21 protein-coding genes are annotated in these 19,845 nt (G+C 70.6%); 14 read left to right on the top strand and 7 right to left on the bottom strand.

Annotated elements, in window-relative coordinates; translation table 11 throughout:
* The first annotated feature begins 84 nt into the window (after positions 1 to 84).
* Positions 85 to 768 (top strand): hypothetical protein, encoded by a 684-nt coding sequence (locus tag AB0E90_RS05665; protein ID WP_360399763.1) that lies wholly within the window; start codon positions 85 to 87, stop codon positions 766 to 768.
* 77 nt (positions 769 to 845) lie between these two features.
* Here AB0E90_RS05665 and AB0E90_RS05660 read toward each other — a convergent pair whose 3' ends face one another.
* On the bottom strand, positions 846 to 2,054 hold the full coding sequence (locus tag AB0E90_RS05660; RefSeq protein ID WP_360399760.1) for a cytochrome P450: 1,209 nt from the start codon (positions 2,052 to 2,054) through the stop codon (positions 846 to 848).
* Positions 2,055 to 2,250: 196 nt separating this feature from the next.
* On the opposite strand from AB0E90_RS05660, the gene AB0E90_RS05655 reads away from it, so the two are divergent.
* The gene (locus AB0E90_RS05655; RefSeq protein ID WP_360399757.1) at positions 2,251 to 2,655 is read left to right on the top strand and encodes a helix-turn-helix domain-containing protein; all 405 of its coding nucleotides are present in this window, start codon (positions 2,251 to 2,253) and stop codon (positions 2,653 to 2,655) included.
* Here the strand turns inward: AB0E90_RS05655 and AB0E90_RS05650 are convergent.
* The gene (locus tag AB0E90_RS05650; protein WP_360399754.1) at positions 2,606 to 3,676 is read right to left on the bottom strand and encodes an MAB_1171c family putative transporter; all 1,071 of its coding nucleotides are present in this window, start codon (positions 3,674 to 3,676) and stop codon (positions 2,606 to 2,608) included. The genes AB0E90_RS05655 and AB0E90_RS05650 overlap by 50 nt on opposite strands.
* Positions 3,676 to 4,164, bottom strand: coding sequence for a hypothetical protein (locus AB0E90_RS05645; protein WP_360399751.1), 489 nt, complete (start codon positions 4,162 to 4,164; stop codon positions 3,676 to 3,678). Before AB0E90_RS05645 ends, AB0E90_RS05650 begins: the two co-directional genes overlap by 1 nt.
* Before the next feature lie 189 nt (positions 4,165 to 4,353).
* Between AB0E90_RS05645 and ppdK the strand changes: the two genes are divergently transcribed.
* Complete coding sequence (gene ppdK, locus AB0E90_RS05640) at positions 4,354 to 7,035, top strand: pyruvate, phosphate dikinase (RefSeq protein ID WP_360399748.1); 2,682 nt, start codon at positions 4,354 to 4,356, stop codon at positions 7,033 to 7,035.
* Positions 7,036 to 7,123: 88 nt separating this feature from the next.
* On the opposite strand, the gene AB0E90_RS05635 is transcribed toward ppdK, so the two are convergent.
* Positions 7,124 to 7,564 carry a hypothetical protein gene (locus tag AB0E90_RS05635; protein ID WP_360399745.1) on the bottom strand — a complete coding sequence of 147 codons (441 nt, stop codon included), beginning with the start codon at positions 7,562 to 7,564 and terminating at the stop codon, positions 7,124 to 7,126.
* 69 nt (positions 7,565 to 7,633) lie between these two features.
* Between AB0E90_RS05635 and AB0E90_RS05630 the strand changes: the two genes are divergently transcribed.
* Positions 7,634 to 8,041 (top strand): VOC family protein, encoded by a 408-nt coding sequence (locus tag AB0E90_RS05630; RefSeq protein WP_360399742.1) that lies wholly within the window; start codon positions 7,634 to 7,636, stop codon positions 8,039 to 8,041.
* Between the two features lie 39 nt (positions 8,042 to 8,080).
* Here the strand turns inward: AB0E90_RS05630 and AB0E90_RS05625 are convergent, their stop codons facing one another.
* Together AB0E90_RS05625 and AB0E90_RS05620 are read right to left on the bottom strand one after the other, a co-directional pair.
* Positions 8,081 to 8,446, bottom strand: a complete 366-nt coding sequence (locus AB0E90_RS05625) for a nuclear transport factor 2 family protein (protein WP_360399739.1) — start codon at positions 8,444 to 8,446, stop codon at positions 8,081 to 8,083.
* Positions 8,447 to 8,517: 71 nt separating this feature from the next.
* Positions 8,518 to 9,321: an SGNH/GDSL hydrolase family protein gene (locus AB0E90_RS05620; RefSeq protein WP_360399736.1), complete on the bottom strand. Its 804-nt coding sequence runs from the start codon at positions 9,319 to 9,321 to the stop codon at positions 8,518 to 8,520.
* Between the two features lie 309 nt (positions 9,322 to 9,630).
* Here AB0E90_RS05620 and AB0E90_RS05615 point away from each other — a divergent pair, with 309 nt between their 5' ends.
* The 10 genes from AB0E90_RS05615 to AB0E90_RS05570 all read left to right on the top strand — a co-directional run bounded on the left by AB0E90_RS05615 (position 9,631) and on the right by AB0E90_RS05570 (position 19,032).
* The gene (locus AB0E90_RS05615) at positions 9,631 to 10,512 is read left to right on the top strand and encodes a universal stress protein (protein WP_360399733.1); all 882 of its coding nucleotides are present in this window, start codon (positions 9,631 to 9,633) and stop codon (positions 10,510 to 10,512) included.
* 2 nt (positions 10,513 to 10,514) lie between these two features.
* Entirely contained in the window at positions 10,515 to 11,018 is a 504-nt protein-coding gene (locus tag AB0E90_RS05610; RefSeq protein WP_360399730.1) for a pyridoxamine 5'-phosphate oxidase family protein, read from the top strand.
* Positions 11,019 to 11,162: 144 nt separating this feature from the next.
* Entirely contained in the window at positions 11,163 to 11,642 is a 480-nt protein-coding gene (locus AB0E90_RS05605) for an SRPBCC family protein (protein ID WP_360399727.1), read from the top strand.
* A gap of 113 nt (positions 11,643 to 11,755) precedes the next feature.
* A complete protein-coding gene (locus AB0E90_RS05600; RefSeq protein WP_360399724.1) occupies positions 11,756 to 12,712 on the top strand; it encodes a nitroreductase family protein in 957 nt (318 codons plus the stop codon).
* Positions 12,713 to 12,737: 25 nt separating this feature from the next.
* Positions 12,738 to 13,214 (top strand): CBS domain-containing protein, encoded by a 477-nt coding sequence (locus AB0E90_RS05595; protein WP_360399721.1) that lies wholly within the window; start codon positions 12,738 to 12,740, stop codon positions 13,212 to 13,214.
* Between the two features lie 186 nt (positions 13,215 to 13,400).
* A complete protein-coding gene (locus tag AB0E90_RS05590; RefSeq protein ID WP_360399718.1) occupies positions 13,401 to 13,703 on the top strand; it encodes a hypothetical protein in 303 nt (100 codons plus the stop codon).
* A 70-nt stretch (positions 13,704 to 13,773) separates the two neighbouring features.
* Positions 13,774 to 14,691: a universal stress protein gene (locus tag AB0E90_RS05585; protein ID WP_360399715.1), complete on the top strand. Its 918-nt coding sequence runs from the start codon at positions 13,774 to 13,776 to the stop codon at positions 14,689 to 14,691.
* A 233-nt stretch (positions 14,692 to 14,924) separates the two neighbouring features.
* On the top strand, positions 14,925 to 16,412 hold the full coding sequence (locus AB0E90_RS05580; RefSeq protein WP_360399712.1) for an arabinofuranosidase catalytic domain-containing protein: 1,488 nt from the start codon (positions 14,925 to 14,927) through the stop codon (positions 16,410 to 16,412).
* Positions 16,413 to 16,535: 123 nt separating this feature from the next.
* The gene (locus tag AB0E90_RS05575; RefSeq protein WP_360399709.1) at positions 16,536 to 18,050 is read left to right on the top strand and encodes a HAMP domain-containing sensor histidine kinase; all 1,515 of its coding nucleotides are present in this window, start codon (positions 16,536 to 16,538) and stop codon (positions 18,048 to 18,050) included.
* A gap of 31 nt (positions 18,051 to 18,081) precedes the next feature.
* Positions 18,082 to 19,032, top strand: a complete 951-nt coding sequence (locus AB0E90_RS05570; protein WP_360399707.1) for a Gfo/Idh/MocA family oxidoreductase — start codon at positions 18,082 to 18,084, stop codon at positions 19,030 to 19,032.
* Here AB0E90_RS05570 and AB0E90_RS05565 read toward each other — a convergent pair.
* Positions 19,013 to 19,807: an SAM-dependent methyltransferase gene (locus AB0E90_RS05565; RefSeq protein WP_360399704.1), complete on the bottom strand. Its 795-nt coding sequence runs from the start codon at positions 19,805 to 19,807 to the stop codon at positions 19,013 to 19,015. The two genes, AB0E90_RS05570 and AB0E90_RS05565, sit on opposite strands and share 20 nt — an antisense overlap.
* Positions 19,808 to 19,845: the final 38 nt, after the last annotated feature.

The raw sequence follows: 19,845 nt of genomic DNA, 5'->3' as shown, positions 1-19,845 counted from the left end.
CTAATCGCTGACGGTCCGCCGGTCACCAGGTCACCGTGGGTAGAGCAAGTCGGCAGGAGAGTGATCTTCTGCAAGGATGGCCCGATGTTCAGGACCGGGAGAGTTGCCGTCACCGCCCTCTGCGTCCTCGCGATGGCCGCCGGCTGCAGCTCCGACGACGGCGAGAAGCCGGACAACTCGCTCATCTCCGTGACCGTCATGCGGGGCGCGCTGCTGCAGGCGACCGAGGTCGGGCCGACCTGGAAGGCGCCCGACGAGAGCGCCGACCCCAACCAGCTGATCAGCATCTGTGGCGGCACCACCGCGCCGCCTCAGGTGCCGCCGGGTGGCAGCGTCGTCGCGGCGCCGCTGGCCGACGAGGGAGAGAAGGGCGCGCAGACGCTCGAGCAGATCGCCCTCGTCTACGGCGACAAGAGCGGCGCCGACGCGGCGCTGACCGGCCTCAAGGCGATCGCGGACGGCTGCCCGGCGACCCAGAACGTGGCGGCGGTCATCAACGACGAGCGCAGCGAGCCCGCCTACACCGAGACGGTGCAGCAGGAGACCGTCGACGAGAGCGGCTGGTCCGGGTTCGTGGTGATCCGGCACAAAAAATATGACCCGGCCCACCCGGGCACGGCCGACACCGCCGTGACCATCGTCCAGCGGACAAATGTGGTGCTCGTGGACGCGTACGCGATCTATCAGCTGAGCAACGCGAGCACCGGATCGCAGTTCGACGCGGACTGGAAGAAGCTCGTCGGCTCGGTCGTGCAGCGCGTGGGATAGACAGCCGCCGCCGCTTCCACTAATGTTCGACATGCGCCGTTGCGAGTTCTTCCCCCGTGGAATTCGCAGCGGCGCCCTTATTTTTCCAGCCTCACAGGCAGGCTGGTGTAACCGCGGATCGTCAAGCTGTCCCGTCGTCCGGGTGCGCCGTCGAGGCGTAAGCCAGGGAAGCGCGACAGCAGCGCCGGGAAGGCCACCTGGGCCTCGAGCCGCGCCAGCGGCGCACCGAGGCAGTAATGGATCCCGCCGCCGAACGACAGCGGCGCGTTGTCCTTCCTGGACAGATCGAGCCGGTCCGGCCGTTCGAAACGCTCCGGGTCGCGGTTGCCGGCGCCGAGGTAGGCCACCACCCGCTCACCCGGCTCGATCGGCACCCCGCCGATCGTCGTCTCGTCCCACGCCACCCGGCCGACCAGCTGCACCGGTGAGTCGAACCGCAGCAACTCCTCGACCGCGGCCGCCGGGTCGGCGTGCAGGGCCGGGATCTGATCGGGGTGCTCCAGCAGCGTCACCAGGCCGTTGGCCAGCAGGTTCGTGGTGGTCTCGAAACCGGCCGCGAACAGCAGCGCCGCCATCGTCAGCAGCTCGTCCTCGGTGAGCCGGTCGCCGTCCTCCTCCGCCGCGACCAGCGCGCTGATCAGATCGTCGCGCGGATCGGCGCGGCGCTCCGCGACCAGGCCGGCCAGGTAGGCCCGCATCGTCGCCGCGGCCGGATCGGCCTTGGCGATCACCTCCGGCGTGATCACGTCGAGCAGCTGGGACCAGTCGCGGACCAGGCCCTGGAACTGGGCGCGGTCCGGCTCGGGGACGCCGAGCAGCTCGCCGATCACGTTGACCGGCAACGGGAACGCGAACGCCTCGATGAAGTCGGCCGGGCCGTCAACCCGGTCGAGCAGTTCCTCCACCATCCGCTCGATCGCCGGCCGCAGCGCCTGCACCCGCCGCGGCGTGAAACCTGAGCTGACGAGCCGCCGCAGCCGGGTGTGATCGGGCGGGTTGAGCGCGAGAATGCTGGTGAACAACTGATGCAGCGCCGGATGCTCGGCCCAGTCGCTCAGGCCGACGAAGGCCAGCATGTGCGACGGCATATGGCCCAGCTTGGCGTCGCGGGTGACCGCCGCGCAGTCCGCGTGCCTGGTCACGACGAGTGCGTTGTCGTCGGCGCGCACCATCGGGGAGATCTCCCGCAATCGCGCATACCTCGGATAGGGGTCGTCTCGGCCGACCATGGTGGTCAGCTCGCCGAGCAGGGCCGAAACCTCGGGTCCATCCACAATGTCCACCACTCGGCCGACCCTACCCGTTCGGGGGATGAGCGGCGGGGACCCTTCGCATAGGCTCAGCTCGGTCTCATCAACCACAGTTTATGACGTCCTACATCGGGGGATGTGCATGGGCGCGGGGTCGCGCTTCCTGCTCATGGACGCCAGAATGTGGCAACACTGCCGATACGGGGCCAGGAAAACGGGGGAGGAGGGCGTGGTGGGCGCCTTCTCCATCGCCGAGAAGCTTGACCGGTTGTTCCGCCAGGTCCGCGCCACGGGCCAGGCGGAGCCGAGCTACATGGCGGTTGCCGAGACGATCCGCGCGAGCCAGGGCGTGCCGATCTCACACACGTATATCTGGCAGCTGCGCACCGGCCGGCGTGACAACCCGACGGTCGCGCACCTGACCGCCCTGGCGACGTACTTCGGGGTGCCGGTCGCCTATTTCCTCGACGACGAGCAGACCCGGCGGGTCGATGCCCAGCTCGCGCTGCTGCAGACCATCCGCGACGCCGGGGTCACCGAGATCGCGTTGCGCGCGGCCGACGTGTCGCCGCGCGGCCGCGAGACGATCAGCGAGCTGATCCGGAAGGTCTGGGAGTCCGAGCAGCGGCCGTCCTGACGCGGTAAGCGCTGCTCACCCGGCTCAGCCAGGCCACCTCGTCGGACATCTCCGGGCCGATCTTGGCGAATCCGTCAGCGTTGTCGGCCGGACCGGCGCCGTCCGCGTGGCGCCGCAGCGCCGCCGCGATCGCCTCGGCCTCCGCCTGCGCCGGGTCGGTCGTCGCAACCGGCTCGGCCGGGAGGTAGGGACGCAGCGCCAGCATCCCGTCCCGGATCTCGATCACCCGCCGGTAGACGCGCAGGTGCACGTCGTCGACGCCGGCCAGCTCGAACACCGCCCGCCGCGGCGAGAACAGGATGACCTCCGGAAACGCGTCCCGCATCGCCTTCCAGAGCGGCCGCAGGACCAGCAGCGACCAGTACGCCTCGATGATCGCCCGCGATCGCCGGGCGGCCGGCACGCTGGCGCCCGCCACCGCGATCAGCGTGCCGCCGCCTTGCAGGTAGGGGGCGGCCCGCTCGAACTCGGCGAAGTCGACGTCGGTGAGCCCGGCGCCCCGCAGGATGATCAGCACCGCCTTCGCCGCCCCGTAGGCCGCGACCATGGCGCAGCCGGCCGAGATCGCCCGCAGCCCGAGCCGGGGGAGACCGGCCGGCACGTCCCGGGCCACCGGCCAGAACAGCACCGCGGCGGTGATCAGGGCCCAGCCGATGAACCCCTCCGGCACCAGCCAGTAGGCGACCGTGAGCGGGAAGGGGTCGCGGTCGAGGGTGACGCTGCCGTTTGCCGCGAGGCCGGCCAGCGCAACGAGCACGGCGGCAGTCAGGGCCAGGTGCCACCGGTGGCCGCCCCGGCCGGTCAGCAGGGACAGAAACCGCAGGAGGAAGTACGCGGTGAGCACGCCGAGCAGGTTCGGCAGGATCGGCGGCGTCTCCGGGAACAGCAGGCTCGTCTTGATCAGCGCCAGGACGAAGATCGTCGCCCAGAATGCTCGTTGTCGGGCATCTCGCCACAGGGTCGGCAGCCGGGCCACCACCACGCCCCAGAGCAGGACCAGCAGGGCGACCTGGAGGACCATCAGCCCGCTTCGCCCTCGGTCTCCATGAATCCGAACGCGTCGGCCACCCGGCCGAGGACGGTGGGCGGGGGTGGCGCCGAGCGGCCGCGGATCAGCGAGGCCATCATCTCGGCCTCACGTTCCTGGGCGGTGGTGTAACTGACCCGGCCGAGCACCCGCCGCACGGTGGCCGGATCGAGGTCGGGGAAGAGCCGGCCGATCGAGCCGTCCACGCCGGAATGGCCGCTCAGGATGTGCGCGAGCTCGTGCAGCACGATGTGCTCGGCGTGCAGCGGCGACGTGCCCGGGTCGTAGAAGACGTGGTCGGCCCGGTCGGTGGCGACCCACAGGCCGCAGGGCGCCTCGGCGCTGAGCCCCGGGACCGGCCGGCGGATCAGCGGGCGGCCGCGACGGGCCGCCACCTCGCCGCAGAATGCATCGAGGTCGAAGGGTGCAGGAACCCGAATGCCGCGCAGGCGCTGCTCGGATCGCTGCCGTAGACCCTTCATTGCCGACCAGGCTACCCGCCGGGGTGTTTGCGCGGAACTGCGCGGAGAGAGCGCTTCCCGAACACGAGGGTGCGAACGCGTGTGGAAAACCCCACGGAGCGTTAACTATTCGGCCAAGGTCTGCTTAGCCTTACGAATCTCGGGGCAGAAACCAGTCTGGCCGCGGAATCGAAACCGGAGGTGGCTGGGATGAGTAAGTTCGTGTACGACTTCGCCGAGGGCAACAGGGACATGAAAGACCTGCTCGGTGGCAAGGGCGCGAATCTCGCCGAGATGACCAACCTCGGCCTGCCGGTGCCCGGCGGTTTCACCATCACCACCGACGCCTGCCAGCGCTACCTGGCCGACGGTCACCACGCCGACGGTCTCGCCGCCGAGGTCGATTCCCACCTGGCCGCGCTCGAGTCCACCATGGGCCGCAAGCTCGGCGACCCGGCCGACCCGCTGCTCGTATCGGTCCGTTCCGGGGCGAAGTTCTCCATGCCCGGCATGATGGAGACCGTCCTCAACGTCGGGCTCAACGACGAATCCGTGGCAGGGCTGTCCCGCCAGGCCGGCGGCAACGACCGCTTCGCGTGGGACTCCTACCGGCGGCTCATCCAGATGTTCGGCAAGACCGTCTGCGACGTGCCCGGCGAGGAGTTCGAGGACGCGCTGCACAAGGCCAAGGTCGACAAGGGCGTGAAGGACGACGTCCAGCTCGACGCCGACGATCTGCGGGTGCTGGTCACGGCGTACAAGAAAGTCTTCGCCAAGCACACCGGCCATGACTTCCCGCAAGAGCCGCGGGAGCAGCTCGACCTCGCCGTCGAGGCGGTCTTCCGGTCGTGGAACGCCGACCGGGCGGTGCTCTACCGCCGCCAGGAGCGCATCCCGGCCGATCTCGGCACCGCGGTCAACGTCGTCGCCATGGTCTTCGGCAACCTCGGCTCCGACTCCGGCACCGGCGTCGCCTTCACCCGTGACCCGGCCACCGGCGAGACCGGCATCTACGGCGACTACCTGCAGAACGCGCAGGGCGAGGACGTCGTCGCCGGCATCCGGAACACCCTGGCCCTGGCCGATCTGGAAAAGATCGACAAGAAGTCGTACGACGAGCTGCTCGCCATCATGGCCAAGCTCGAAGGGCATTACCACGACCTGTGCGACATCGAGTTCACCATCGAGCGCGGCAAGCTGTGGATGCTGCAGACCCGGGTCGGCAAGCGCACCGCCGCGGCCGCCTTCACGATCGCGGCGCAGCTCATCGAGGAAGGCATGATCGACCTCGACGAGGCGCTCATCCGGGTCAACGGCGCCCAGCTCGCCCAGCTGATGTTCCCCCGCTTCGACCTGGCCGGCGACCCCTCGCCGATCACCCGCGGCGTGGGCGCCTCACCCGGCGCCGCCTTCGGTGAGGTGGTCTTCTCGGCGGCCGACGCCGTCGCCGCGGCTGCGGCCGGCCGACAGGTCATCCTCGTTCGCCGGGAGACCAACCCCGACGACCTGTCCGGCATGATCGCGGCGCAGGGCATCCTGACCTCGCGCGGCGGCAAGACGTCGCACGCGGCCGTCGTCGCCCGCGGCATGGGCAAGACCTGCGTGTGCGGCGCCGACGAGCTCGAGATCGGGCGTGATCAGTTCACCGTCGGCGGGCACGTGGTGCACGAGGGCGACGTGATCTCCATCGACGGCACCACCGGCCGGGTCTACCTCGGCGAGGTGCCGGTCCGGCCGTCCGAAGTGGTGCAGTACTTCGAGGGCGACCTCGACCCGGCGCTCGCCAACGAGCCGCTCGTCGCCGCCGTACACCAGCTCATGTCGCATGCCGACTCCGTCGCTTCGCTGAAGGTTCGCACGAATGCCGACACCGGCCCGGACGCCGCGCGTGCGCGGCGGTTCGGGGCGCACGGCATCGGTCTCTGCCGCACCGAGCACATGTTCCTCGGCGACCGGCGTGAGCTGGTCGAACGGCTGATCCTGGCGCACAGCAAGACCGAACGCGACGACGCTCTCGCCGCCCTGCAGCCGCTGCAGCGGGCCGATTTCCTGGAGATCTTCCGGGAGATGAACGGGCTGCCGGTCACCGTGCGGCTCATCGACCCGCCGCTGCACGAGTTCCTGCCCTCGCTCGAGGAACTCGCCGTGCAGGTCGCGGTGGCCAAGGCCCGGGGCGAGGAGTCCGAGCAGGACGAGCGGATGCTCGCCGCGGTGCGCCGCATGCACGAGTCGAACCCGATGCTCGGCCTGCGCGGCGTACGCCTCGGCCTGGTCATTCCCGGTCTGTTCGCGATGCAGGTGCGGGCGATCACCGAGGCCGCCGTCGCGCTCGCCGCCGAGGGCGGCTCACCCAAACCCGAGATCATGGTACCGCTGGTCGGCGCGGTCCAGGAGCTGGAGACGGTACGCGCGGAGGCCGAGAAGATCATCGCCGAAGTGGTCGGTGACTCCGGCGTCGAGATCCTGATCGGCACCATGATCGAGGTGCCGCGCGCGGCGCTGACCGCCGGGCAGATCGCCGAGGCCGCCCAGTTCTTCTCCTTCGGCACCAACGACCTGACCCAGATGGGCTGGGGTTTCTCCCGCGACGACGTCGAGGGGGCGTTCTTCTGGCGCTACCTGGAGCTCGGCATCTTCGGCATCAGCCCGTTCGAGTCGATCGACCGCGACGGGGTCGGCCGGCTGGTCCGCATCGCTGCCGAGGAGGGCCGGGCGGCGCGGCCCGGCCTGAAGCTGGGCGTCTGCGGCGAACACGGCGGCGACCCCGAGTCGGTGCACTTCTTCCACGAGGTCGGCCTCGACTACGTGTCCTGCTCGCCGTTCCGCGTGCCGGTGGCGCGGCTGGAGGCCGGTCGCGCCGCGATCGAGTCGACCGGCTCCGACCACCGCTGACCCGTCCCTTCCGGATCCCAGGCCCGCCCGGCGTCCTCACGCGGTTCGCGTGAGCCACCCAGGCGGGCCTGGCCTTTCCGCTATCAGATCAGTGACGCCGTCGATACAGCGCCAGGCCGGACACCGATCGGCGGCCGGCCGTGGCCGGCCAGTGTCGTGCGGATCGGCGCGAGAACCGCCCGTGCCGGGCGAAAGGGCGGGGATTGCCGGGCCTCGACCGAACCCGCCGTTGCCGTGCTTCTCCGTGCTCGCCGCCGGGGGCGATCACGTAGATCCGCTGGTCGTCGGGCCGGTCCGTGTCCACCAGCTGGAGGGCTGCCTCGCCCGCCGGGTGGGCTGCCTCGCCCGCCGGGTGGGCTGCCTCGCCCGCTGGGTGGGTTCCGATGCCGAACGGGGGAGCAGCCGGGAAAGGACGAACCGGAATCTCGATCACGATCGCTCGTCCGGCGATCATGAAGCCGTTGCCGATGTTGTCAGTGAGCCGAAGCGCCATGTTCACACTCAACCGGGGCAACCGTCCGCCGACCACTGATTTTTGTCGGACCCGAGGTCTAGCGTCGAGCGGTGACAGGACAAGTCACAGTCAAGGGAGCCTGCGATGGCGTCTCAGCTCAACCCATACCTGACCTTCGGTGGCAACGCTCGCGAAGCCATGGAGTTCTACCAATCCGTCTTCGGCGGCGAGCTCAAGATCAATACGTTCGGCGAGTTCGGCAACCCCGATCCCGCGGTGGCCGACCTGGTGATGCACGCGAATCTGCTGTCGCCCAAGGGCTATCACCTGATGGCGTCCGACTCGGCGCCGGGCATGACGCTCAACCCGGGCAACAACGTCACGGTCAGCCTCAGCGGCGACCCGGGCGAGGGTCTCGAAGACGTGTGGGACAAGCTCGCCGACGGCGGCGAGGTGCACGTGCCGTTCGAGAAGCAGATGTGGGGCGACACGTTCGGCCAGTGCAAGGACAAGTTCGGCATCCAGTGGATGGTCGACGTCCTCGGTTCCTGACCCGGCCGGGGCTGGGCGGCAACCGCCGCCCAGCCTTCGTCACGGCTTCGGCGTGTTCTGGTCGTGCACCAGCAGCCAGGCCTCGCCGTGCCGGGTGAAGGTGAGGCCGAGCAGGTAATGCATCGAGTAGGGCTTGCCGTGCTGGTCGAGGTCGTCGTAATCGACGGCGAGGACCACCACGCCGGTGCCGCCGGTCTCGACACTGCTGAGCCGGGTCAGGCGCCAGCTCCAGTCCGGGTCGGCGAACCAATCGCGGTGAAACTCGCCGATGGCCGCCCGGCCCTCGATGACCCGCCCGTTGAGCATCACCAGCGTGACGTCGTCGTGCACGGTCGCGAGATAACCGTCCAGGTCACGCCCGGTCACGGCGGCCAGATGCCGGTCCACCGCTGTATTGAAATCCACGTTGTAGCGCCCTTTCGTCCCCCGTCAAGAAGCGCAGCATTCCATCCGGGGCCGGGCGGCGCATCCGAGATTCAGACCCCGATGCCGGCGGCGGCGTTCAGCAGCGGCAGATAGACCTGGGCGTAACCACCGCTGTTCGGGTGATAGGAGTCGGACGGCCTGGTCGCGGACACGTTGTTGATCCAGGTCACCGCGGTGCAGATCTCGTGCCCGGTGAACAGGGTGCGCACGTCGGCGAAGGCCGCCCCGGCCGCCGTCGCCCGGTCCCGCACGACCGCGTTCAGGTCGTCGGCGGCGGCGTTGAGCAGGTTCTGCTTGACGGCGCTCAGCCCGCCGCCCGGGCAGGACACCGCCGGGTCGAAAAGGCGGGGGTAGCCGAGCACGACCACGGTCGCTGCCGGAGCCTTCTGCCGGATCGCCTGGTAAGTCGCATCGAGCTTGGCGGGCAGCGTGGCAGCCATCGCGGCGCGAGCCGACTCGACCTGTCGGCGGCAGGCGTCGTCGGTGCCGGCCGTGCACACCGACAGAGTGGGCGAGAAGCCGACGTCGTTGCCGCCGACCGTGATGCTGACCAGGGTGGTGGCACTGCTCAGCTCGGCCAGCTGCGAGGCACGCACGGTGTCGGTGGTGGCCCCGCCGCACGCCACGAAGTGCAGCGTCGCGGCCGGGTGGTTGACCGCCCACAGTGACGGATAGCTGCTGGGGCTGCGCCCGCAGGAGCCACTCTCGTCGGGCGTGCCGACGCCCGCCGAGTAGGAATCCCCAAGCGCAACGTAGTCAACCGCCGTCGCGGTGGCCGCCGCGGCCGGCGTGGCCAGGCCCGGGGCAGCGATGGTGGCAAATAGGGCGGAGGTGGTCAGGACGACCCGTCTCAAGGTCCTGGAGTGCATCGACGATCTCCAATGTGGGGGCGGAATTCGGCCAGCTTAGGGTCCGTTCAGGGCCGCAGCTATCCGGGGTCGTCGATGTGCTCGACGGTGCGGGCCCGCCCGATCCGGGCCGTTGCCCGGATCTGGACCGTCTCGGGGAGCTGCTGTCGGCTGAGATGGCCGCCGCCGAGGGCCGCGGGCGATCTGCCGGATTTGGTGGGGTGCGGGACCTTCGGACCGTCCTGATGGGACCTCACGCTCTGCCGCGACGGACGGGCCCGGCGCAGGCTCGGGTGAGACGCAAAGGAGCGGACCATGAGAGTCAATCCCGTCATTGTCGGCGCCGACGGCACCGACTGCAGCAAGGCTGCGGTGCGGTGGGCGGCGCGCGAAGCGAACCGGCTAGGACTGCCGCTTCGGGTCACGCATGCCTTCGACTGGGAGTGGCGCGAGGCCCGCTACGACATGAGCCACGACTACCTCGACCACGCCCGCACGATGGCCGAGGGGATCACGTCCAACGCGGTCTACGAGGCGCGCATTGCCGTCGATGACCTGGAGGTCGAGGGCGACCCGGTGGTCGGCAACCCGGCGCCGCGGCTGCTCGCCGACAGCGAGGACGCCCGTCTGATGGTGCTCGGCAGCCGCGGGCGCGGTGGGTTCGGCAGTCTGCTGCTGGGCTCGGTCAGCCAGCGGGTGGCGACGCATGCGAAGTGCTCGGTGGTGGTGATCCGCGGGCGCGCCGACAACACCGAGGGGCCGGTCGTGGCCGGGGTCGACGACTCGCCGGCCGCCGACATGGTGCTCGAGGCGGCGTTCGAGGCGGCCGCGGCCCGGGGCGCCACCCTCAAGATCATCCGTGGCTGTCCGCCGCCCGTCCCGCTGTGGATGGCCGGCATGGCGGGCGTCGACCTGCAGATGCCGATGGCCGAGCTGGAGGCGTACGCCAAGCTCGAGGAGCAGCTGGCCCCGTGGCGCAACAAGTTCGCCGACGTGCCGGTCGGGATGCTCGTCACCGAGACGAACGTCGCCTCCGTGCTGGTCACCGCCTCGGCCGGCGCCCAGCTGGTGGTCGTGGGCAGCCGCGGGCACGGGGTGGTCACCGGCACGCTGCTCGGCTCGACCGGGTTGCAGCTGCTGCACCACGCCGAATGCCCGGTCTACATCGTCCGCCGCCCGGCCGACAGCCAGGAATGACGATGTCCGGCACCCATCCGGCCGGTCCCGGCGTCGTGCGGCAACTGACCGTCGACGAGGTGTGGCGCGCGCTGTCGCATGCCTCGTTCGCGGTGCTCAGCCACGTGACGCCGGGCGGCGAGCCGCGCTCCAGCGGGGTCGTCTACGTGATGTCGGGCAACCGGATGTACGTGGTCGTCGCCCAGGACAGCTGGAAGGCCCGGCAGATCACGGCCAACGAGTCGGTGGCCGTCACCGTGCCGATCCGCCGCGGCGGCGTCATGTCGCTGCTGGTCCACATCCCGCCGGCCACGATCAGTTTCCCGGCCACCGCGCTCGTGCACCCGGGCGCGATGCTCGCCGACCGGCCGGAGCTGGCCCGCCTCGCCCCGCCGGAGCGGCGCGACCGGTTCGCGGTCGTCGAGATCACCCCGGCCGGCCACTTCGTCACCTACGGCGTAGGCGTACCTCTGATGCGGATGAGCGACCACGCCGCGTCCCGCGCCCGCCTCTCCATCGAGCAATGAGGGTCGCGTCGTGTGGGGTCGCGCTGTGTGGGGTCGCGCTGTGAGGGGTCGCGCTGTGAGGGGTCGTGCCGTGAGGCGTCGCGTCGTGGAGGGTCGCGTCGTGAAGGGCTGTGCCATGAAGGGCTGTGCCATGAAGGTCGAACCATGACACCGGCGGCCTGGAAGGCGATGGGCGGCGCCGCGCTGGCGGCTGCGGTGGTCGCCGCGTCACCGGCCCGCCGGCGGCATCTGACGTTGGGAGCGACCGCAGACGAGAACAGCCGGGCGCTGCCCGGCGACGAGCTGATTGCGGCGCCGGCCATGGTGTCGACCCGGGCGGTGACGATCACGGCGGCGCTGTCGTCGGTATGGCCGTGGCTGGTCGAGATGGCCGGCCCGGCGGCGCCGGGGATGCGGGTGGAGCGCTGCGACCCGGGGCAGACCCTGGTGCTGCGCTCGGCCGCCGGCGACCGGGTCTGGAGCCTGCATCTGAGCACCTACTGGCTGAACGCCCGGCTGATCAGCCGCACCCGGGTCGCGCCGGGCGGCCTGCGCCGGCTCGCGCAGGAGCCGGTCCGGCTCGCGACGGAACGCCGCACCCTGCTCGGCATCAAGGAACGAGCCGAACGGAACGCCCTGATGTGAGGAGCGCCAAAGTGTGGAGAACACCCAGGTGCGGAGAACACCCAGGTGCGGAGAGTGCCCAAGTGTGGAGAGCGCCCAAGCGTGAAGAGCGCCCGCTTGTGAAGGAGGAACCGATGACCACCACCGTCGTGAGGCCGGCCAGGAAAGTCCTCGCCGACTGCGTCCGGGCCGCGACCGCCGCGCCCTCGCTGCACAACAGCCAGCCTTGGCGGTTCCGCATCGACGGCCCCGCCATCGACGTGTTCGCCGAGCCGGGCCGCCGCCTGCAGGTCATCGACCCGCTCGGCCGCGAGCAGCTGATGAGTGTCGGCGCCGCCGTGTTCACGTTGCGGCTGGCGATCCGGCAGGCCGGTTACCGCACGGAATCGGCGCTGTTCCCGGAGCCGGGTGTGCCCGATCTGGTGGCCCGGGTGGTCGTGTCGCACCCGGCCGCCGCCAACCCGGCGGTCGAGGCGCTCTACGCGGCGATTCCGCACCGGCACACGAACCGATGGCCGTTCGCGCAGACCGCCGTCCCGGCCGACGCGCTCGAGCATCTCGCCGACGCCGCCCGGCGGGAGGGCGCAACGCTGGCGGTGGCCGGCCCGACTGCCCGCAACGCGATCCTCGGGCTGGCCCAGGAGGCCGAACGACGGCTGCACGAACTGCCCGGATACCGTGCCGAGCTGGCCCGGTGGACCGGTGACGCGGTGCGTTACGACGGGGTGCCGGCCCAGGTCGCGGGGCCGTGGGACGCGCTCGAGTCGATGCCGGTGCGGGACTTCGGGGCGACGTTGCCGCGCCGCACCGCGAGCTTCGAGCCCTACCCGACCCTGCTCACGCTGGCCACCCACGGCGATCGGCCGGCCGACTGGGTGCGCGCCGGTCAGGCTCTCCAGCGGGCGCTGCTCACGGCCACCTGGCTCGACCTGGCCACCACGCCGATCAGTCAGCCGGTCGAGATCCCGGCGGTCCGGGAGGTGCTGGCCGGCCCGTATGCCCAGTTGGTGTTGCGGGTCGGCTATGGACGGCGGGCGCCCGGCTCGTCACCACGGCGGCCCGTCTCCGACGTACTCGATCCGGCGCATTGAGATTCTGGTTTTGAAGGGGGTGGGCGTGAGGGTCGTGCGGGCGAGAGACATGATGAGCAGTCCGGTGCACACGGTGGTGGAGACTGCGTCAGTGGAGAGCGCCGCCCACCTGCTCACCACGAAGGCGGTGACGGCGCTACCGGTCCTCGATCCGGACGGGCGCCTGGTCGGCATCGTCAGCGAGGGCGATCTGCTGCGGCACCGGGTGCCGGCCGACCCGACCGCGCACATCCACCGGCTGCCCGAAAACGATCCGGCGCAGCGGCCCGGCATCGTCGTCGAGGTGATGTCGCCCGACCCGATCACCACCCGTCCGGACGCCGACGTCGCCGAGGTGGCCGAGACGATGCTGGCCCACGACGTCCGCAGCATGCCGGTGCTGCGCGACGGCCGGGTGGTCGGCATCCACCTCAGTGGCACCTTCGCCGACGACACCGAGCAGGGAATAGTGCTGGTCCTGGCCCGCCCGGTGCCCGGTGTCGCGGCCGTCAGGATCGGCTGATCAGAACCGGGCAGGCGCCGCGCCGCCGTCGTGCCCTGCCCGGTGCCGTCCGTGTGGACGATGATCGTCATACTTCGATCGTCGACCGGTGGGCCCGTGCGAGGCAGTGCGGCACGGCCCCGCGGCCCGGGCCGAAAGTCCCTGCCCGTCGGCGTGACCATTGACGAACATGACCGGTGGGAGGCGATGAGGATGTTTTTCCTGATCCTGTTCTGCGCGATCGTCATCACGGTGCTGGCCCTCGCCGCGTGGACCTGGCCCGGCCTCGAGCAGGAGGTCGAGCGGGCGTCGGCGGCCGCCAGTCCGAAGCCGGAGACGGCGCCGGAGCCCGAGCCGGCGATCAAGCCGTCGCTCAGCCTGGAGGGCGTGCTGGTCGCCCAGCTGGTGGCCGGCGAGATCAACACCGAGCAGTACCGTCGTGCGGTCGAGGGACTGGCCGCCCGCGACGAGGACCGCCACCCGATGGCGGTGCCGCCGGAGAACGCGTAGGGACCAACGGCCCGGTCCCGGCGGTCCATCGGCGGTGCCGGGCGATGCGGATCACGCCTAGCGTTCGGGTATGGGCAGAGAAGCAATCCGGCCCGTGGTGGCCGGTGTCGACGGTTCCCGCAACGCTCCCGCCACGGTCGACCTGGCCGTCGCGGAGGCGGTTCGTCATCGAGCGCCGCTGCGGATCGTCCACGTCTGGCCCGGCCGTTACACCGGAGTCTTCAAGGGCCGCAGCGTGGTGCCGACCCGGGCCGACGCGAGCCGCCTGCTCGAGGTGACCGCCCGGCGCGCCGAGCTGGCCGCGCCGGAGCTGCCGATCACCACCGAGCTGCTCGAGGGCGGCGCCGCGAACGTGTTGACCCAGTGCTCCCACGAGGCCGAGCTGCTCGTGGTCGGCCATCGCGACAACCCGTTCACCCGGCCCAGCTGGGGTTCGACCGCCGCCTATCTGGCCCACCACAGCGCCTGTCCGCTTCTGGTCAACCGGGGGAGCGCGCACGACGGCCCGGTGGTGGTCGCGTCATCGGCGCGGGCCTCCGGTTCGGCCACCATGGGATACGCGTTCACCGAGGCCGCTCTGCGCGGATCGTGCCTGGTCGCGGTGCACATGTGGGCCCGTCCGGGCGGCCACGACGGCGCGGTGCCGGTGGTGCGGCCGGGTGGTTTCGCGACCGAGCGGGCCGCCGCCACCGAGCGGCTCGGGGAGGCCCTGGAGGGCTGGTCCGGCCAGTTCCCGGACGTGCCGGTGGAACAGTTGCTGGTGTCCGATCTGGATCTGCCGTACACGATCGAGCGGGCCTCGGTCCGCAGCCGGCTGCTCGTCGCCGGCATCGGCCGGACCGGCCGGTTCGCCGAGCTGCTCTACGGTTCGGTCGGGCCGGCCCCGGTCGGGTTGCGCTCGGCGACGTGCCCGGCGCTGCTGGTGCCGACCGGCTGGCCGGTCGCTCCCGGGCCGGCCCAGCCGGTCGGCGCCGCCGGACCGCGTTGAAGAACGCACCGCGTCGTTCGGGCAGCGCATGACCGTGCCTCCTTCTTCCGCGAGCGGTGTTTCCAGCGTCGGCCGGGCCGAAATGTCCAGCCAGGGCCGATCGACCCGTCGCGGGCCCTTATTGACAACCGTGAAACTGCCGTGCAATGTCTTGTTAACGTTCACATCCGGGTGACTCCCCAGCAGTGCCGGCCGATCCGGCGCTGTTTCGCCTGCCTGCGAAAGGCACCCACATGCGTTTGAGATCCCCCTGGCGAACCGCGCTCGCTCTCGGCGCCACCGCCCTCATCGCCGCCGCGACGTTCTTCGCCGTCACCGGCACGGCGAGCGCCGCCACCACCGGCCCCTGTGACATCTACGCCAGCGGCAGCACCCCCTGCGTCGCCGCGCACAGCACCACCCGAGCCCTGTTCGGCTCCTACTCGGGCTCGCTCTACCAGGTCAAACGCTGGTCCGACAGCGCGACGACCAACATCGGCGTGCTCGCCGCCGGCGGCTACGCCAACGCGGCCACGCAGGACTCGTTCTGCTCCGGCACCTACTGCACGATCGTCAAGATCTACGACCAGACGTCGCGGCACAACGACCTGACCATCGCGCCCGGCGGCGGCGCCAACCCCACCGCCGACCAGGGTTCGAACGCCGCGGCGCTGCCGATCACGGCGGGCGGGCACAAGGTGTACGGCGTGTACATCTCGGCCGGCAACGGCTACCGCAACAACGCGACCAACGGGATCGCCACCGGCAGCTCGCCCGAGGGCATGTACATGGTCACCGAGGGCACGCACGTCAACGACCGGTGCTGCTTCGACTACGGCAACGCCGAGACCAGCAACAACGACACCGGCAACGGTGACATGGACGCCATCTACTTCGGCACCCTGTGCTGGTTCACGCCCTGCTCCGGCTCCAATCCCAAGGTCATGGCCGACCTCGAGAACGGCCTGTTCGCCGGCGGGAACGGCTCGAACACCGCCAACACCGGGCGCAACAGCGCCTTCGTCACGGCAATGACCAAGAACAACGGCACCTCGGCGTACGCCATCAAGGACGGCAACTCACAGTCCGGCAGTCTCGCCACCCGGTACAACGGGGCGTTGCCGACGCAGTCCGGCTACAACCCGATGACCAAGCAGGGCGCGATCATCCTGGGCATCGGCGGCGACAACAGCAACGGCTCGGTCGGCTCGTTCTTCGAGGGCGTGATGACCAGCGGTTACCCGACCGACGCCACCGAGAACTCGGTGCAGTCCAACATCGTGTCGGTCGGCTACTCCAAGAGCGTGACCTTCCCGGTCAGCGGCTCCACCTACCGGCTGACCAACCTGCAGAGCGGCAAGCTGCTCGACGCGGTCAACTGCGGCACCGCCGACGGCACCGCGATCGATCAGTGGCAGAACCTGAGCAACTCCTGCCAGCAGTGGAAGTTCACGAATGTTGGCGCGAACAAGTGGACGATCACGAATGTGAACGCCAACAAGGTGCTCGATGCGGTCAACTGCGGCCTGGCGCTCGGCACCGCGGTCGACCTGTGGTCGTCGCTGGGCAACCTGTGCCAGCAGTGGGCGGTCATCCCGGCCGGCAACGGCCGCTACGAGCTGGTCGTCGAGAACAGCGGCATGGTCCTGGACAACCTGAACTGCGGCACCGCCAACGGCACCAAGGCGCAGCTGTGGATGTGGGTCAACAACAACTGCCAGCTGTGGTCGTTCTCGTCGTAACTCGCTGACGGTCTTCGAGGGGTCCGCCGGGACGATCCGGCGGGCCCCTTCCCGTCAAGCTGAAATCGGCTTCAGCGTCCGGAGCCGCGCTGCTGGCACGATGACCCGGTGCGGGTGCTGAGGGTGAAGGATGAGCGAGTCGGCCGGCTGCCGAAACTGGCCTCGGTGCGTGTCCGGGCGGCGTTCGCGGCGGCGCTGGCGGCCGCGCTCTGCTTCGGCGGCGGCGCGTTGTGGCTGCGTCATGTGATCTATACCAGCCGCATGGCGGCGTCCATGGAGACCGCCCAGATGCAGGCCCGGGGCATCGCGGCGACCTATGACACCTCCGAGGCGAGGGCCTCCGCGGACATCGGCGCGCTGGCCAAGAAACAGCTGGAACAGGGGTGGGGTGCGCTGGGCGCGGGAATGCAGTTCCCCTACTACACGGAGTCGTACGCGGTCGTCGACGGCAACGGCAAGTTACTGCTGGCTCAGGACCGCTTGGCCTACTACGTACGGGAAAGCGGTCTTGCCTTCCCTTCCGAACCGCCGGAGATGACCGAGGGCTGGACCGGCCAGATCCGCGTTTTCCTGCAGCCCGCGCTCAGCGGCGAACGCGGGCACAAGCTCGACGGCCGCGAGGTCACGCTGGCGGCGCGCAACATCGGCGATACCGGCCGCGAAACAGCGACCGTCTACGTGCTCGCCACACCGCTCCCCGCGGAGAACGCGGTGAACGCGGTCGACCGGTGGCTGTTCCCGGGTCTGCCCGCCGCCGTCCTGCTGGTCGCCGTCGTCGCCTGGTGGGCGGCCGGACGCGCGCTGCGCCCGGTGGAACGGATGCGTGCCGAGCTCGCCCGGATCACCGCGGCGGACATGAGCCGCCGGGTGCCCCAGCCGCACACCGGTGACGAGATCGCTCGGCTGGCCGTCACGATGAACGAGACCCTCGACCGGCTCGCCGACGCCGCGGAGCGACAGCGCCGGTTCGTTGCCGACGCCGCGCACGAGCTGCGCAGCCCGCTCGCCGGCCTGCGTAACACCGTCGAGGTCGCCATCGCGCACGGCGACGCCGTCGACCTGGACACCCTGGATGCCACGACCGAGCGGTTGCAGCGGCTGACCGACGACCTGCTGCTGCTCGCGCGCCTCGAACCGACCGCGCCGGCCAGCGGAAAGGCGATCGACATGGCCGCGGTCGCGGAGGAACTGGTCGGCGAACGGGGCTACCGGGTGCCACCGGACGAGCGGTTCGTCGTGGTGGCCGGGGAACCCGCGCTGGTGCTGGGGCGCGAGGACGAGTTGGCCCGGCTGCTGGGCAATCTCCTGGACAACGCGTCCCGGTACGCCCGCGACCGGATCACCGTGACCGTCGCGAAACCCGAGCCGGGCATCGTGCGCGTGGAGGTTCGCGACGACGGCCCCGGCATCCAGGCCGCCGAGCGGGAACGGATCTTCGAACGGTTCGCACGTGTCGACGAGGCCCGCGATCGAGGCCACGGCGGCGCCGGTCTCGGGCTGGCCATCGCCCGCGACATCGCGGTTCGCCATGGCGGCACGCTGTTCGCGGCCGACTCCACCGGCGGGGCCACCCTGGTCGCCGAGTTCCCGGAGCACCTCGGGCCGGGTGAGGTGTTTTTGACGGGTCCGGCGGGGTGAACCGGCGAAGGCTTCACCGCATCATCAGGGCATGACCGTCCGATGGGGAATGCTTTCGACTGCTGGGCACGGCCGCGTCGTGGCCGATGCCGTCCGGGACTCCGCCGAGGCCACGTTCGTCGCGGTCGGCGGGCGTGATGCCGGGCGGGCCGCGGCCTACGCCGAGTCGCTGGGCATCGGGCGCAGCTACGGTTCCTACGCCGAGGTGCTCGCCGACGACGATGTCGATGCGGTCTACATCCCGCTGCCTCTCGCCATGCACACGGAATGGACCATCAAGGCGCTGCGGGCCGGCAAGCATGTGCTCTGCGAGAAGCCGTTCGCGATGACCGCCGCCGACGCGGCTGCCTGTTTCGACGCGGCCGACGAGGCCGGGCGGCTGTGCATCGAAGGTCTCATGTGGCGGCATCATCCGCAGACCCGGCTGGCCCAGCGCCTGCTGGCGGAAGGCGCGATCGGGAAACTCGCGTACATCCGCGCGGCCCTGACCGTCGATGTTCCGCCGGGAGACATCCGCCGCTCCGGCCGCCTCGGCGGCGGAGCGATGTTCGACCTCGGCTGTTACTGCATCAGTGGGATCCGCCTGTTCGGCGGCGAGCCGCTGCGGGTGACCGGCTTCGGAGTGCCGGACGGCGACGGCGGGGTCGACCTGCGGCTGGCCGCCACGCTCGCGCTGCCGGACGACGTCATCGCCCAGTTCGACGTGGCCCTGGACTTCCCGCGCCGCGACGAGCTCGAACTGGTCGGCACCGCCGGGAAGATCACCATCCCGGACCCATGGATCTGCCGGCAGGCCCACGTGACGCTGGAACGCGACGGCAAGGCCGAGCGGCTCACCGTCGAGGCCCTCGACCCCTACCGCCTCGAGTTCGAGGTCGCCTCGCGGGCCATCGAGGGCGGCGCCGAACCCGCCTTCGGCCGAGCCGACGCCGTCGCCCAGGCCGCGGCGATCGAGACGGTGCTCAGGGCTTGCGGGCGGTAGCCGTCCAGACGTTGATGTCGGAGCGGGCCGGGATGTCGGCGCCCGGCTCGGGGCGCCACTCGCTCGGCGGCGCGATGCCCGGCTCGACCAGCTCGAGGCCCTCGAAGAGCTCGGCGAACTCGTCCTTGGGCCGGGTCCACACGTCGGACTTGCCCTCGTCGATCAACTGCTGGTAGAGCCGCTGCTGCTCGGGCGTGCCGAAGTCGCTGGTGGCGTGGGTGGCGACCAGGTAGCTGCCCCGGGGCAGCGCGTCCATCAGCTCTCGCACGATCGGTTTCGCCGCGCCGTGACCGCGCACGAAGTGCAGCACCGCGATCAGCATCAGCCCGATCGGCTGGGTGAAATCGAGGGTGTCGCGCACCACCGGGTCGGCCAGGATCTTGCCGGGCTCGTTCAGGTCGGCCTCGATGTACGCCGTGCGGCCCTGCGGGCTGCTGGTCAGCAACGCGCGCGCGTGCACCATGACCATCGGGTCGTTGTCGACGTAGACGATCCGGCTGTCCGGGGCGATGCGCTGCGCGACCTCGTGGGTGTTGTCGGCGGTCGGCAGGCCGGTGCCGATGTCGAGGAACTGCCGGATACCGGCCTCGCCGGCCAGGAAGCCCACCGCGCGCCGCAGCAGGGCCCGGTTGGCGATTGCGCCCAGCCGCACCTTGGGGAAGAGGGCCTCGAGCTGATCGCCGGACTCGCGGTCGGCGGCGAAGTGATCCTTGCCGCCCAGCCAGTAGTTGTAACGGCGGGCGGGGTGCGCGACGGTGGTGTCGAGTTCGTCCACGACACGATCATAGTGGTCGAATCATCGATGCCCCCGGC

Origin of the sequence: Actinoplanes sp. NPDC026619 (genome assembly GCF_040638295.1) — a bacterium.
In the GTDB taxonomy this organism is placed as follows: Bacteria; Actinomycetota; Actinomycetes; order Mycobacteriales; family Micromonosporaceae; genus Actinoplanes.
This window is presented reverse-complemented; position numbering and strand designations above follow the sequence as displayed.

Coding starts and splice junctions, on each gene's coding strand:
- AB0E90_RS05610 (WP_360399730.1), top strand. CDS start 10,515: ATGTCCGGCACCCATCCGGCCGGTCCCGGCGTCGTGCGGCAACTGACC.
- AB0E90_RS05645 (WP_360399751.1), bottom strand. CDS start 4,164: ATGAAGGGTCTACGGCAGCGATCCGAGCAGCGCCTGCGCGGCATTCGG.
- ppdK (WP_360399748.1), top strand. CDS start 4,354: ATGAGTAAGTTCGTGTACGACTTCGCCGAGGGCAACAGGGACATGAAA.
- AB0E90_RS05580 (WP_360399712.1), top strand. CDS start 14,925: ATGCGTTTGAGATCCCCCTGGCGAACCGCGCTCGCTCTCGGCGCCACC.
- AB0E90_RS05570 (WP_360399707.1), top strand. CDS start 18,082: ATGACCGTCCGATGGGGAATGCTTTCGACTGCTGGGCACGGCCGCGTC.
- AB0E90_RS05590 (WP_360399718.1), top strand. CDS start 13,401: ATGAGGATGTTTTTCCTGATCCTGTTCTGCGCGATCGTCATCACGGTG.
- AB0E90_RS05585 (WP_360399715.1), top strand. CDS start 13,774: ATGGGCAGAGAAGCAATCCGGCCCGTGGTGGCCGGTGTCGACGGTTCC.
- AB0E90_RS05650 (WP_360399754.1), bottom strand. CDS start 3,676: ATGGTCCTCCAGGTCGCCCTGCTGGTCCTGCTCTGGGGCGTGGTGGTG.
- AB0E90_RS05605 (WP_360399727.1), top strand. CDS start 11,163: ATGACACCGGCGGCCTGGAAGGCGATGGGCGGCGCCGCGCTGGCGGCT.
- AB0E90_RS05600 (WP_360399724.1), top strand. CDS start 11,756: ATGACCACCACCGTCGTGAGGCCGGCCAGGAAAGTCCTCGCCGACTGC.
- AB0E90_RS05665 (WP_360399763.1), top strand. CDS start 85: ATGTTCAGGACCGGGAGAGTTGCCGTCACCGCCCTCTGCGTCCTCGCG.
- AB0E90_RS05615 (WP_360399733.1), top strand. CDS start 9,631: ATGAGAGTCAATCCCGTCATTGTCGGCGCCGACGGCACCGACTGCAGC.
- AB0E90_RS05630 (WP_360399742.1), top strand. CDS start 7,634: ATGGCGTCTCAGCTCAACCCATACCTGACCTTCGGTGGCAACGCTCGC.